The sequence below is a fragment of the Hankyongella ginsenosidimutans genome (genome assembly GCF_005144965.1).
GTDB classification, from domain to species: Bacteria; Pseudomonadota; Alphaproteobacteria; order Sphingomonadales; family Sphingomonadaceae; genus Hankyongella; species Hankyongella ginsenosidimutans.
Genome location: NZ_CP039704.1, coordinates 2451054 through 2464623, shown reverse-complemented (window position 1 = coordinate 2464623; position 13570 = coordinate 2451054). Strand labels below are relative to the sequence as shown.

Here is a 13570-nt window from a genome sequence, read left to right as displayed (position 1 = left end):
GGAGAGATACGTGGCGCAAAATCCCTATGAGGTGCTCGGCGTGCCGCGCACCGCCAGCGACGACGACATCAAGAAGGCCTACCGCAAGCTCGCCAAGGAACTGCACCCGGATCGCAACAAGGACAATCCGGCCAACACCGAGCGGTTCAAGCGGGTCTCGGCCGCCTATGCCCTGCTTGGCGACGAGGCCAAGCGGGCGCAGTTCGATCGTGGCGAAATCGATGCGGATGGCAATCCGCGCGGCTTTGCCGGCGGAAATGCATCGGGCTACAAGCCGCACGCCCGCAGCGGCGGCTTCGAGAGCGATCCGTTCGATGTATTCGCGGACCTGTTCAGCGGCGGCGGCGCACGCACAGGCGGGTCGTTCGGCGGTGGGCCATTCGGCGCGGAGTTTGGCGCGCAGCGGACGCAGGCGCGCTCGGCGCGTGGCCAGACCCTCAGCTACACGCTGGATATCCCGTTCGATCAGGCAGCGCGCGGCTTGCCGCAACGGCTGGCGCTGCGCACCGGCAAAACCATCGAAATCAAACTGCCGGCCGGGTTCAATGACGGCCAGCAGATCCGCCTGACCGGACAGGGCGCGCCCGGGCCCGGCGGTGTGGGCGACGCTGTGGTCACCCTGCGCATCCAGCCGCACCCGTACCTGAAGCGCGATGGCGAGACGGTGACCCTCGATCTGCCGATCAGCCTCAGCGAGGCGGTGCGCGGTGCCAGCGTGAAGGTGCCGACCGTCGACGGCCCGGTGATGCTGGCTGTGCCGGCAGGCTCCACCAGCGGCCGCCTGCTGCGCCTGCGCAGTCGCGGCTTCACCCGCAAGGACGGCGGCCGCGGCGACCAGATGGTGCGGTTGCTGGTCGATCTGCCGGCGGCCGACGACGCCCTGCGCACGTTCGTCGATACCTGGCCGGGCGCCGGGCCGGCGAAACGCCCCTTCGGCGAGGACGCATGAGGTCTGCTTGACCGCCCGCGCGCGGCTCGTCACAAAAGCGCGCGTAGTGCACACTGCTTACGGAGCACGAATGTCAGACCTTATGCGCGGCAAGCGTGGCCTCATCATGGGCCTCGCCAACGAGAAATCCCTGGCCTGGGGCATCGCCAAGGCGCTGCATGCACAGGGTGCGGAGCTTGCCTTCACCTATCTTGGCGAGGCGCTGGAAAAGCGGGTGCGGCCACTGGCGGCAGAGCTTGGTTCGGCAATCGTCACCCCTGCGATGCCAGCGACATGGCCTCGCTCGACGCCGCCTTCGCCGACATCGCCCGACACTGGGAGACGCTGGACTTCGTGGTCCACGCCATCGGCTTCTCGAACAAGGACGAGTTGCGCGGGCGCTACGTCGACACCAGCCTCGACAATTTCCTGCTGACCATGAACGTCAGCGTCTATTCCTTCACGGCGGTCGCCAAGCGCGCCGAGGCGATGATGCCGAACGGCGGTTCGCTGCTCACCCTCTCCTACTACGGCGCGGAAAAGGTCGTGCCGCACTATAACGTCATGGGCCTCGCCAAATCGGCGCTGGAGACCAGCGTCAAGTATCTGGCCGCCGACATGGGGCCGCGCGGCATCCGCGTGAACGCCATATCCGCTGGTCCGATCAAGACGCTGGCCGCCTCCGGCATCGGCGACTTCCGCTATATCCTGAAATGGAACGAGCTGAATGCGCCGCTGCGGCGCAACGTCACCATCGAGGATGTCGGCGGCGCTGGCCTGTATCTGCTCTCAGACCTCGCATCCGGCGTCACCGGCGAGATCCACCATGTCGACGCCGGCTACAACGTCATCGGCATGAAGGCCGAGGACGCCCCGACATCGCGCTCAGCTAGGCAACGGTCAGCAGGAACAGGTCGCACATGAGCCACAACAGCTTCGGGCATCTGTTCCGCATCACCACCTGGGGAGAGTCACGGCCCGGCGCTGGGTGTGGTGGTCGACGGCTGCCCGCCGCGCCTGCCGCTGTGCGAAGCCGACATCCAGCCGTTTCTTGACAAGCGCCGCCCCGGCCAGTCGCGCTACACCACCCAGCGGCAGGAAGCGGACGCCGTGCGCATCCTCTCCGGCGTGTTCGAGGGCAGGACGACCGGCACCCCGATCAGTCTGATGATCGAGAACACGGACCAGCGCTCGAAGGACTATGGCGATATCGCCGCGCAGTGGCGGCCGGGTCACGCCGACTTCACCTACGATGTCAAATACGGCATCCGCGATCACCGGGGCGGCGGTCGGTCGTCCGCGCGCGAGACCGCGGCCAGGGTTGCCGCCGGCGCAGTCGCCCGTGTCGTGCTGGGGCCGGGTATCGCAATCCATGGCTATCTGGTGGAACTCGGCGGCATCGCCATCGACCGCGCACGGTTCGATCTGGCCGCCGTCGACGCCAACCCGTTTTTCGCGCCCGACCCTGGCATTGTCGACGCCTGGGCGGATGCTGTCGATCAGGCGCGCAAGGCCGGCAATTCGCTGGGGCCGTCGTCGAGGTAATCGCAACCGGCGTGCCGGCCGGCTGGGGCGCCGATCTACGGCAAGCTGGACGCCGACCTGGCCAGCGCGCTCATGTCGATCAATGCGGTCAAGGGGTCGAGATCGGCGACGGTTTCGCAGCGGCGCGCCTGACCGGCGTCGAGAATGCTGACCGGATGCGCCCCGGGACGGATGGCCAGCCGCAGTTTCTCTCCAATCATGCCGGCGGCGTGCTGGGTGGCATATCGACCGGCCAGCCGATCGTTGCGCGGATGGCGGTCAAGCCGACGTCCTCCATCCTGACACCGGTCGAGAGCCTGAACCGTGACGGCATGCCCGTCGATGTCGTCACCAAGGGTCGCCATGACCCCTGCGTCGGCATCCGCGCTGTGCCTGTCGCCGAGGCGATGATAGCGCTGGTGCTTGCCGACCATATGCTGCGCCACCGGGGCCAGACCTTTGAGCGACATCCGCCAGGCCGCCTCGCTGGTCGTGGTGCGCGATCGTGCAGCAAGGCTGGAGGTGCTGATGGTCACCCGCAGCGCCGCATTGACATTCGCAGGCGGTGCTCTGGTGTTTCCAGGCGGTGCCCTCGATCCTGCAGATAGCGCAGCGGCAGCCCGGCACGCCGACCCCGAAGACTGTGCACACCGTCTGGCCGCCATTCGCGAAGCCCGGGAAGAAGTCGGCCTGACGATGGCTGTCGAGCGCCTCGTCCCGCTCTCGCGCTGGCTGCCGCCGCTGCACATCCCGCGCCGGTTCGATACACGCTTTTACCTCACAGCGCTCGAGGGTGACCCGCCACTGACACCCGACGGCATGGAAGTCGTCGCAGCGCAGTGGATCAGGCCGCAGGCCGCCCTGACGCACCCGGCGTGCGCCTGCTGTTCCCGACCCGCATGCACCTGCACCGGCTGGCACAGTACTCGACGGCGCAGGAGGCGATGGCACATACGCTCGCACACCCGCCGCGGCCGATTTCGCCCTTTGTGGCCGAGCGCGACGGAGCCGAGCACCTGTGCATCCCGGACGACCTCGGTTTCCCGATCACCGCCCTGCCGCTCGCACTCGCCGACCGGGGCTGAACGCAGCTTGAGAAGCCGGCGCGTCTGGCCCATCTATTGCCCGTATCGCGCTTGGGTAGTGGGTCATTTTGAAATTTTGCCGCTCCCCTGAGCTGGACGAAGGGATGAGCGGCTCGTGGTTTTGTCCAAGCTCACCACGAGCGGTTTATTCAAAATGACCCACTACCCGCGCTTGCACATACCGAACAAATATGGAACAAGGCCGTTCATGCTGACCCAGATTTCCGTGCGGCGCGCGCGAGCACAACCTCAAGAACCTGAACGTCGACATTCCGCGCGACCGGCTGGTGGTCGTCACCGGCCTGTCAGGTTCCGGCAAGTCGAGCCTGGCGTTCGACACGATCTATGCGGAAGGCCAGCGACGCTATGTCGAGTCGCTGTCGGCCTACGCCCGCCAGTTCCTGGAGCTGATGCAGAAGCCCGACGTCGACCATATCGACGGCCTGTCGCCGGCCATCTCCATCGAGCAGAAAACCACGTCCAAAACCCGCGCTCGACCGTCGCGACCGTCACCGAGATTTACGACTACATGCGCCTGCTGTGGGCGCGGGTTGGTGTTCCCTATTCGCCGGCGACCGGCCTGCCGATCGAGGCGCAGACGGTCAGCCAGATGGTCGACCGCATCCTCGCGCTGCCGGAAGGCACGCGCCTGTATCTGCTTGCACCCATCGTGCGCGGCCGCAAGGGAGAGTATCGCAAGGAACTGCAGGAGCTGAAGCGCCAGGGCTACCAGCGGGTCAAGATCGACGGCACCTTTCTCGAGATCGACGACGCACCGGCACTGAACAAGAAGCTGAAGCACGACATCGAGGTGGTGGTCGACCGGATTGCAGTGCGGTCCGACCTCGCCGGGCGGCTTGCCGACTCGCTGGAGCAGGCCTTGAAACTCGCCGAGGGGCTGGCCATCGCCGAATTCGCGGACCTGATGGAGGGCGCGAAGGAGCCGGAGCGCATCCTGTTCTCGGAGAAATTCGCCTGCCCGGTCTCCGGCTTCACCATCGCCGAAATCGAACCAAGGCTGTTCTCCTTCAACAGCCCGCACGGCGCCTGCCCGGCCTGCGACGGGCTGGGCCAGAAGCTCTACTTCGACCCCGCGCTCGTGGTGCCGGACGAAACACTCTCGCTCATCGACGGTGCGGTTCAGCCCTGGTCGAAGGCCAACCCACCCTCGCCCTACTACATGCAGGTTCTGGAAAGCATCGCCCGACACTACAGCGTGTCCATGCGCGCACCCTGGGCCGAGCTGCCGGAGGCTGCCCGCGATGCAATCCTCCACGGCACCCGCGGCGTCGAAATCGCGCTGCAGTTCGAGGACGGCCGTCGCCGCTTCGAGACCAAAAGGCGTTCGAGGGCGTCATCGGCAATCTGGACCGTCGCTGGAAGGAGACCGAGTCGGCCTGGATGCGCGAGGAACTGTCGCGCTATCAGTCGGCCGCCCCGTGCGAGGCCTGCCATGGCGCACGGCTGAAGCCGGAGGCGCTGGCGGTCAAGATCGGTGGGCTGACCATCTCCGACGCCACCGCCAAATCAGTTGCGGATGCGCTGGCCTGGTTCTCCGGCATCGCGCCCGGGCTAAGCGACAAGCAGGCGGCGATCGCCGAGAAGGTGCTGCGGGAAATCGTCGAGCGCCTGGGCTTTCTCAACAATGTCGGGCTGGACTACCTGCACCTCAGCCGCAACCGGGACTTTGTCCGGCGGCGAGAGCCAGCGCATTCGGCTCGCCAGCCAGATCGGCTCCGGCTTGACCGGCGTGCTCTACGTGCTCGACGAGCCATCGATCGGCCTGCACCAGAAAGACAACGACCGCCTGCTGGTCACCCTCAAGCGCCTGCGCGACCTCGGCAACAGCGTGCTGGTGGTCGAGCATGACGAGGATGCGATCCTCGCCGCCGACCATGTGATCGACATGGGGCCGGGTGCCGGCGTCCATGGTGGCCAGATCATCGCGCAGGGGCCACCGGCTGCAATCATGGCCAATCCCGAGAGCTTGACAGGCCAGTATCTCGCCGGGGTTCGCGCAGTGCCGGTGCCGGCGGCGCGGCGCACGGGAACCGGCAAATGGCTGGAGGTCAGCGGCGCGCGGGCCAACAACCTGAAGGGTGTCACCGCGAGGCTGCCGGTCGGGACCTTCACCTGCGTGACCGGGGTCTCTGGCTCCGGCAAGTCGACGCTTACGCTCGATACGCTCTACACGGCGGCGGCCAAGCGGCTCATGGGCGCGCGCGGCGTGCCCGGCGTGCACGACGCGATTACCGGGCTGGAGTATTTCGACAAGGTGATCGATATCGACCAGTCGCCGATCGGCCGCACCCCGCGCTCGAACCCTGCGACCTACACCGGTGCCTTCACCCCGATCCGTGACTGGTTCGCCGGCCTGCCGGAGGCGCAGGCGCGCGGCTACAAGCCCGGCCGGTTCAGCTTCAACGTCAAGGGTGGCCGCTGCGAGGCCTGCCAGGGCGACGGCGTCCTGAAGATCGAGATGCACTTCCTGCCGGACGTCTATGTCACCTGCGACGTCTGCAAGGGCGCGCGCTACAACCGCGAGACTCTGGAGGTCCGGTTCAAGGGCAAGTCGGTTGCGGACGTGCTGGACATGACCATCGAGGACGGCCTGGACTTCTTCCAGGCCGTGCCGCCGATCCGCGACAAGCTGGCGATGCTGAACGAGGTGGGGCTCGGCTACATCAAGATCGGCCAGCAGGCGACGACCTTGTCCGGCGGTGAGGCGCAAAGGGTCAAGCTTGCCAAGGAGCTCAGCCGCCGCGCGACCGGGCAGACGCTCTACATCCTCGATGAGCCGACCACCGGCCTGCATTTCGAGGACGTCCGCAAGCTGCTCGAGGTGCTGCATGCGCTGGTCGACGCCGGGAACACCGTGGTCGTCATCGAGCACAATCTGGAGGTCATCAAGACCGCGGACTGGATTGTCGACCTGGGGCCAGACGGTGGCGACAAGGGCGGCGAGATCGTGGCCAGCGGCACGCCGGAGCAGGTGGCCGCAACCCCGCCTCCCACACCGGCCGCTATCTCGCCCCGCTGCTCGACAAGGCGCGGCGTGCGGCGTGAGCTGCAAACGCAGCAACGCTGAACCATGCTGTCGTCCGTCATCGGATTTTAGAGCGATTTCCAAGCAGATGGACTCATCTTCTGGTTAAGAAATCGCGGCAAAACAAAACATAGAGCGGCAATTTGATTCGATCGGATCGAAAACCGCTCTAGAGTCTGATGACATTGGATGGGATCGCCATTCCGATCTTCACGGAGCAGGCTGTAAAGTCCGCTCGTAGTGAGCTTGGACGAACCACGAGCCGCTCAGCCCTTCGTCCAGCTCAGGGTGAGCGGCGCGTGTGCAACCGCGCGATGGCGTGGGGTCAACTTAAAGTCATCAGGTTCTAGGAAACCGCCTCCGCTTTTCCCGAAAGCTTCATCTTCTTGGTACTGCCGGAGATGTGGTCCATCCAGGCCAACAGCAGGCCGGAGACCACGAAGGTGAGATGAACGATGACCAGCCACAGGAGATCGTCCTTGTCCATCTGGCTGACATTCATGAACGACTTAAGCAGATGAATGCCGGAGATGGCGACGATGGAGGCAACCAGTTTGAGCTTCAGGCCGGAGAAATCCACCGTGCCCATCCATTCCGGCCGGTCGACATGGTCGCCGACATGGAGCTTGGAGACAAAATTCTCATAGCCGGAGAACACCACGATCAGCAGCAGATTGCCGGCCAGCGACAGGTCGATCAGGGTGAGAACACCCAGAATGACATCCGTCTCCTTCAGCGCCGGTGCTGCGAGCACGAAATGCCACAGCTCCCCGAGAAACGAGACCATCAGCACAACCAGTGCCACCACCAGGCCCAGATAAAACGGAGCCATGAGCCAGCGGCTGGCGAACAGCATGGCCTCAAACCGGGATTCAAACGCGCGCAGCACTTACATTACCCCTTCAGCGCTTTGGTCAGCAGGTCGTTGACGACGGCAGGGTTCGCCTTGCCACCCATGGCCTTCATGGTCTGGCCGACGAAAACCCGAACAGCTTGTCGCGCCCGGCACGATAGGCTGCCACATTGTCAGGGTTGTCGGCCATGATCTGGGCGATCGCCGCCTCGATGGCACCGGTATCCGAGACCTGGCGTAGTCCGCGTTCCGCGACGATCACGCCCGGATCCTGCCCTGACTCCAGCATGATCTCGAACACATCCTTGCCCAACCGGCCCGAGAGGGTGCCATCCCCGATCAATGCCAGCAGTTCGGACGCCTGCGCAATCCCGATCGGACTTTGCGCCAGGTCCAGCCCGAGCTTGTTGAGCGCGCCGAACAGATCGGACGTCAGCCAGTTGGCGGCCGGGCGGGCGACCTCGGCCTGCGTCTTGCCCAGCCTTGCGGCCGTGCTTTCCAGCAGCGCCTCGAACCAGTCGGCGGTTTCCTTCTCGGCGGTCAGCACGGCGGCGATGTATGGCGTCAGTCCCAGATGCGCGACGAAGCGGGCCTTCTTCTCGTCCGGCAATTCCGGCAGCGCTGCCCGGCAGCGCTCGATGAAGCCGTCCGGCAGCTCGAGCGGAAGCAGGTCGGGGTCAGGGAAATAGCGGTAATCGTGCGCGTCCTCCTTCGAGCGCAGCGCCCGGGTCTCGCCCTTGGCCGGGTCGAACAGCCGGGTCTCCTGGATGATAGCGCCGCCATCCTCGATGATGTCGATCTGGCGGCGCGCTTCGACCTCGATCGCCTGCATGACATAGCGCACCGAGTTGACGTTCTTGATCTCGCAGCGCGTGCCGAGCGGGTCGCCGGGCTTGCGCACGGAGACATTGACGTCGGCACGCATCGAGCCTTCTTCCATGTTGCCATCGCAACTGCCGACATAGCGCAGGATGGTGCGCAGTTTCTTGAGGTAGGCGCCGGCCTCCTCGGGCGAGCGCATGTCCGGCTTGGAGACGATCTCCATCAACGCAATGCCGGTGCGGTTCAGGTCGACGTAGGAACGGGTCGGGTGCTGATCATGGATCGACTTGCCGGCGTCCTGCTCCAGGTGGATGCGCTCGATACGCACGGTCTTGACGCGCCCCTCGGCAAGGTCGAGCGAAATCGCGCCCTCGCCGACGATCGGATGATAGAGTTGGCTGATCTGGTAGCCCTGCGGCAGATCAGCGTAGAAATAATTCTTGCGGTCGAAGCGCGACCAGCGGTGGATTTCCGCGCCAAGCGCCAGCCCGGTGCACACCGCCTGGCGCACGCATTCGCCATTGATAACCGGCAGCATACCCGGCATCGCCGCGTCGATCAGGCTCACCTGGCTGTTCGGCTCCGCGCCGAATGCGGTGGCAGCACCTGAGAACAGCTTGGCGTTCGAGGTCACCTGGGCGTGTACCTCCAGCCCGAGCACGACCTCCCACTCGCCGGTCATGCCGTGCAGGCGATAGGGCTTCATGTCGGTAGCGGCGTCAATCGTATCGGCGGTGGTCATGGGCTTGTCCAGATGGCTGCTCTTCAAGCGCTAATGCACCGCGCAGCCAGCAATGAGCAAGCCCCGTACAACCGGCGTGGACACGAAAAGCCCGGTGCCAGGGCCGGGCTTGTCCGGAACATTTGTGCAGCGGTTCAGCGACCGTGGCGGATCAGGCTGTTGCCGAGGATCCAGATCGATGCGGCCAGCAGCACAACGTCTTTGAGCAGGAACTGGCCGATGCCGGCAGAGATTGCCGGGAATCCGCCCGCTGTCGGCTCAGCGACGCCGGGCGTCGTCAGGAAGAAGCTCAATGTCGTCACAAAGGTGACAATTCCGAGGCGCCGCCGGCTACGCCCAGCAGGGGCAGGACGAGGCCGCCGAGCAGAAGCAGGCCGGCCAGGATTTCGACCACGCCCAGCATATAGCTCGCACCCTGGATGCCAAGCAGCGTATGCCACCAGCCGACGAAAGGGCTGTTGGCGATGAAGGGCGCAATGCCATTGGCTTCATAGGCGGTGAATTTCATGCCGCCAAACCACAGGAACACGATCCCGAGGGCCAGCGGGAGGGCTAGCCCGCCGATGTTGCGAATGCGCTCACCGAGCGTGCCTATCGAATGTTCACTCATCTTTGCCTCCATGCTGAATGCGAGACCCTCTCGCATTCATGGCGGCATCAGGTAAACTAATCTGTTTCCTCGGTCGAGCCGGAAACGATCAACCGAACTGTTTCCGGAACGCAGACAATAATGGGGTCACCACCAGCGTGTTGGTTGGGCGGTGTAGCCTGCCGCACGTTCCAGCGCATAGCCGGCGTTGAGCACGGTCGCCTCGTCAAGCGGCCGGCCGATCAGATGCAGCCCGAGCGGCAGGCCCGAGGCATCCAGCCCCGCCGGCACGGACATGGCCGGCAACCCTGCAAGGCTTGCTGGCACCGTGAACACGTCGTTGAGGTACATGGCGATCGGATCGTCGGACTTGGCGCCGAACGGGAACGCTGCAGACGGCGTTGTCGGCGTCAGGATCGCATCGCACCGGGACCAGGCGTTCTCGAAATCGCGCGCGATCAGGGCCCGCACCTTCTGGGCCTTGATGTAGTAAGCGTCGTAGAAGCCGGCAGACAGCACATAGGTGCCGATCATGATCCGGCGCTTCACCTCGCGACCGAAGCCTGCGGCGCGGGTTTCCTCATACATGTCGATCAGCGACGCCTGATCGGGCGCGACACGCAGGCCGTAACGAACCCCGTCATAGCGCGCGAGGTTGGACGACGCTTCGGCCGGCGCGACGATGTAATAGGTCGGCAGCGCATGCCGGGTGTGCGGCAGGCTGATGTCAACGATCTCGGCGCCGGCGTCCTTCAGCCAGGCCGCGCCGTGGCGCCACAGCGCATCGATCTCGGCGGGCATGCCGTCCATGCGATATTCGGCCGGGATGCCGATGCGCAGACCGCGCAGATCGCCGGTCAGCGCCGCCTCGAAATCCGGGACCGGAGTATCGAGAGACGTCGAGTCCTTGGGGTCGAACCCGCACATGCTCTGCAACAGGATGGCGCAATCACGCACGTCACGCGCCATCGGCCCGGCCTGGTCAAGCGAGGAGGCAAAGGCGATGATGCCCCAGCGCGAGCAACGGCCGTAGGTCGGCTTGATGCCGGCGATACCGGTGAAGGCGGCGGGCTGGCGGATCGAGCCGCCGGTGTCCGTCCCTGTGGCACCGGCAACGATGCGCGCCGCCACCGCCGACGAGGAACCGCCCGACGAGCCGCCGGGCACAAGCTGCGCGCCGTTCGGGCCGCGCCAGGGGTTGATGACGTTGCCGAAAGCGCTGGTCTCGTTGGACGAACCCATGGCGAACTGATCGAGGTTCAGTTTGCCCAGCATCACGGCACCATCACGCTTCAGGTTGGCCGAGACCGTCGACTCATAGGGCGGGATGAAGCCATCCAGGATTTTTGACGCGGCCGTCGTCTGAACGCCCTGAGTGCAGAACAGGTCCTTGATGCCGAGCGGAACGCCGGCAAGCGGCCCGGCGGTTCCGGCCGCAAGCGCTTCGTCCGCCGCGCGTGCCTGTTCGAGCGCCAGGTCCGGCGTCTCGACGATGAAGCAGTTGAGCGGCCGCGCCGCCGCCACGGCGGCGTTGTAGGCGGTCGCCACCTCGACGGCGGAAAAACGGCGCGTATGCAAGCCGTCGCGCAGCCCGGCGATCGTCAGGTCGGTCAGGTCGGTCATTATTCGATCACTTTCGGCACAGCAAAAGCCGAACTCGGCCTGGGGCGCATTCTTGAGCACATCGGCCTGCCGGTCACCGCCGGTCAGCGGATCGGCGTTGGCCACATCCTCGCGCCAGCGCAAGCGGTTCGGGATGACGGCGGTCATCGGCTCGACAACGTCGGTATCGACCGCGCCGAGCTCCTCCACCCAGCTCAGGATCTTGTTCAGCTCCGCCTGCATCGGCGCCACATCGGCGGCATCAAGCTTCAGCCGGGCCAGGTGCGCAATGCGGCGCACTGTCTTTCATCGACCGCCATGTTCGCGTGTTTCCTAAATATGCCTGTTGCGGAATGCAGCTAGCATTCCAGCAAATCCCCTGCAAGCGCCGTGGCGCATGGGTCGTGTCTCGGGTCGAAATCACAAGGCTCGCCCAGAGCGGGGCGTAGGGCAGTACGGCTTTCGGGCTATCCAGGCACGCCACGCATGGCTTTTCAGCCTGACAGACCATAGGCGCATGTCGACACTTGCAAACCGCTGCCGATTGGACGACCAACATCACGAGACATGACAGCGCCGATTGACGAGCGTCCGTCCTGGGAACGGCCGCAGCCAGCACAACCCGCCAAGAAAAACGCCGCACACCGGCGACTAAATTTCTATGGCTGGTGGCGGTGCTGATCAGCCTCGCCTTTGCCGGCTGGTGGCTGTTCAATGCTTATGCGCCGCGCCTGATGCGCACGGCTTTCGTGCCCCGGATTACCTTCCAGGACAGCCCACAAGCAGCACAGCCCGATTACACTGCCTTGTCCGGGTGGATCGCCCATCCGCGCCGGCCACAGTCCCCGGCGCTGGCCGCGCCGCCCGATTTTACCCGGCAGCCGAACCGCGCGCGGATGTGTTCTACCTTGGGCCAGACACCTACCTCAGCAGCCGCTTCTGGAACGATCCGCTGGACGACGCAGCCAGCAGGACCTTGCAAGTGGAGGCCGTGCGTCATGAGGCCAGCGCCTTCAACAGCGTCGGCGTGGGCGCCGCTGATCCGCCAGGCGAGCCTTGGCGCACAATACAGCCGGACCGAGGACGCGCGCGCCGCCATCGATCTGGCCTATACCGACGTACAGGCGGCCTTCGATGCGTTCCTGGCGGCGCGTGACCCGGACCGGCCGTTTTTCCTGGTCGGGCACGGCCAGGGCGCGCTGCTCGCCAAACGGCTGCTGGCGGGCCGCATCGCCGAGACGACGCTCAGCCAGAGCCTGGTTGCCGCCTACCTGCTGGGCTGGCCCGTCGACCGCAATCGGGACCTGTTTGCGCTGAACGTCCGCGCCTGCCAGGACCCGCGCGACAGCCGCTGCATCGTAAGCTGGTCGACCTTCGCCGACCCTACTGACGCCGAGCATTTTCTGGCAGCCGCAGCCTGGCTTGAACGCGCGCGGCCGGTGGACGCGCCGCGCCTGCTCTGCACCAACCCCTCAGCGGCACGGCGAATGAGAAGCCGCTCAGCCCGGAGGCGCACCATGGCGCCCTGCCCTTCACCCCGGCCCCGACTGGCGCGTTGAAGGCGCTGATCGCCGGGCTCGTCGGGGCGACCTGCTCATCGGAGGGGCTGCTGATCGTCTCGCCCAAGCCGAAGACCCCGTTTTCCGAACAAGCGCTGCCTGGCAACGACTTCACCCGCTACGACATCACCCTGTTCTGGGCCGACGCCCGACTCGACGCCGAAGCCCGGCTGAAGGCGTTTGCCGCCGGGCGGCCGTTGCCATGATCACCCAGAGCCCCAGCGATTTTGCGTCGGCACTGCCTGGCAAGGGCCGGCTGGGCGGATTGGACGTCGGCAGCAAGACGATCGGCCTGGCCTACTGCGACGCTGGCTGGACCATCGCATCGCCGGCCGAGACGCTTGCGCGCGGCAAGTTCACCGCCGATGCCGCCGCTCTGCACCTGCGCTGCCGGGATCAACGCCTGGCTGGCCTGGTGCTTGGCCTGCCGCTCAGCCTCGACGGAACCATGTCGCCGCAGACCCAGTCCCTGCGCACTTTCGCACGCAACCTGCAGACGGTGCTCGGGCTGCCGATCTTGCTGTGGGACGAGCGCTGGTCGACGGTCGCGGTAACACGCACCTTGCTCGACGCTGACGCCAGCCGTGCGCGCCGCGCCGAACTGGTCGACAAGCTCGCCGCCGCCTACATTCTGCAGGGCGCGATCGACGCGCTTGCCAACCTCCCGCGGCGCACTGACAATTCTGAGGTAGTGGGTCATTTTGAATTTTGCCGCTCACCCTGAGCTGGACGAAGGGTTGAGCGGGAGGTTTCAAACTGAGACACTACCAATTCTGATGGAAACTTGACAATTGCACCAAGGCGGGCTAGCCGCCCCGCT

At 65.5% G+C, this 13570-nt stretch carries 9 protein-coding genes and 5 pseudogenes; 9 read left to right on the top strand and 5 right to left on the bottom strand.

Translation table 11 applies throughout. The annotated features are described in order from the left end of the window. The first annotated feature begins 10 nt into the window (after positions 1-10). From E6W36_RS14465 to uvrA, 6 genes and pseudogenes are all read left to right on the top strand, one after another. Positions 11-949, top strand: coding sequence for a DnaJ C-terminal domain-containing protein (locus E6W36_RS14465; RefSeq protein WP_222873035.1), 939 nt, complete (start codon positions 11-13; stop codon positions 947-949). A gap of 70 nt (positions 950-1019) precedes the next feature. Further along, positions 1020-1852, top strand: a pseudogene (gene fabI, locus E6W36_RS14460) (enoyl-ACP reductase FabI). Between the two features lie 66 nt (positions 1853-1918). Beyond that, positions 1919-3060 (top strand): annotated as a pseudogene (gene aroC, locus E6W36_RS22320) (chorismate synthase). Next, positions 2981-3256 (top strand): annotated as a pseudogene (locus tag E6W36_RS23690) (NUDIX hydrolase); the annotation flags it as partial. The pseudogenes aroC and E6W36_RS23690, both read left to right, overlap by 80 nt. Before the next feature lie 35 nt (positions 3257-3291). After that, positions 3292-3537 (top strand): hypothetical protein, encoded by a 246-nt coding sequence (locus E6W36_RS19520; RefSeq protein WP_246047771.1) that lies wholly within the window; start codon positions 3292-3294, stop codon positions 3535-3537. Positions 3538-3745: 208 nt separating this feature from the next. Continuing rightward, positions 3746-6603 (top strand): annotated as a pseudogene (gene uvrA, locus E6W36_RS14445) (excinuclease ABC subunit UvrA). A gap of 326 nt (positions 6604-6929) precedes the next feature. Here the strand turns inward: uvrA and E6W36_RS14440 are convergent. The 5 genes and pseudogenes from E6W36_RS14440 to gatA all read right to left on the bottom strand — a co-directional run bounded on the left by E6W36_RS14440 (position 6930) and on the right by gatA (position 11491). Further along, positions 6930-7472 carry a TIGR00645 family protein gene (locus tag E6W36_RS14440; protein ID WP_222873033.1) on the bottom strand — a complete coding sequence of 181 codons (543 nt, stop codon included), beginning with the start codon at positions 7470-7472 and terminating at the stop codon, positions 6930-6932. A 5-nt stretch (positions 7473-7477) separates the two neighbouring features. Beyond that, positions 7478-9000 (bottom strand): annotated as a pseudogene (gatB, locus tag E6W36_RS14435) (Asp-tRNA(Asn)/Glu-tRNA(Gln) amidotransferase subunit GatB). Between the two features lie 134 nt (positions 9001-9134). Further along, positions 9135-9302, bottom strand: coding sequence for a DUF417 family protein (locus E6W36_RS24010; protein ID WP_484103591.1), 168 nt, complete (start codon positions 9300-9302; stop codon positions 9135-9137). Then, positions 9299-9610: a DUF417 family protein gene (locus tag E6W36_RS14430; protein ID WP_484103590.1), complete on the bottom strand. Its 312-nt coding sequence runs from the start codon at positions 9608-9610 to the stop codon at positions 9299-9301. The genes E6W36_RS24010 and E6W36_RS14430 overlap by 4 nt, the downstream gene beginning before the upstream one ends. 126 nt (positions 9611-9736) lie before the next feature. Further along, a complete protein-coding gene (gene gatA / locus E6W36_RS14425; protein WP_222873032.1) occupies positions 9737-11491 on the bottom strand; it encodes an Asp-tRNA(Asn)/Glu-tRNA(Gln) amidotransferase subunit GatA in 1755 nt (584 codons plus the stop codon). 368 nt (positions 11492-11859) lie between these two features. Between gatA and E6W36_RS14420 the strand changes: the two genes are divergently transcribed. The 3 genes from E6W36_RS14420 to ruvX are packed head-to-tail and all read left to right on the top strand — an operon-like array spanning position 11860 to position 13474. Then, positions 11860-12750 (top strand): DUF3089 domain-containing protein, encoded by an 891-nt coding sequence (locus E6W36_RS14420; protein ID WP_222873031.1) that lies wholly within the window; start codon positions 11860-11862, stop codon positions 12748-12750. Continuing rightward, positions 12747-12956 carry a hypothetical protein gene (locus tag E6W36_RS14415; RefSeq protein WP_222873030.1) on the top strand — a complete coding sequence of 70 codons (210 nt, stop codon included), beginning with the start codon at positions 12747-12749 and terminating at the stop codon, positions 12954-12956. Before E6W36_RS14420 ends, E6W36_RS14415 begins: the two co-directional genes overlap by 4 nt. Then, positions 12953-13474 carry a Holliday junction resolvase RuvX gene (gene ruvX / locus E6W36_RS14410; protein ID WP_222873029.1) on the top strand — a complete coding sequence of 174 codons (522 nt, stop codon included), beginning with the start codon at positions 12953-12955 and terminating at the stop codon, positions 13472-13474. Before E6W36_RS14415 ends, ruvX begins: the two co-directional genes overlap by 4 nt. Positions 13475-13570: the final 96 nt, after the last annotated feature.

What these genes read in the sequence shown, in the direction of transcription:
- ruvX (WP_222873029.1), top strand. Translation starts at nt 12,953, where the DNA reads ATGATCACCCAGAGCCCCAGCGATTTTGCGTCGGCACTGCCTGGCAAG.
- E6W36_RS14430 (WP_484103590.1), bottom strand. Translation starts at nt 9,610, where the DNA reads ATGAGTGAACATTCGATAGGCACGCTCGGTGAGCGCATTCGCAACATC.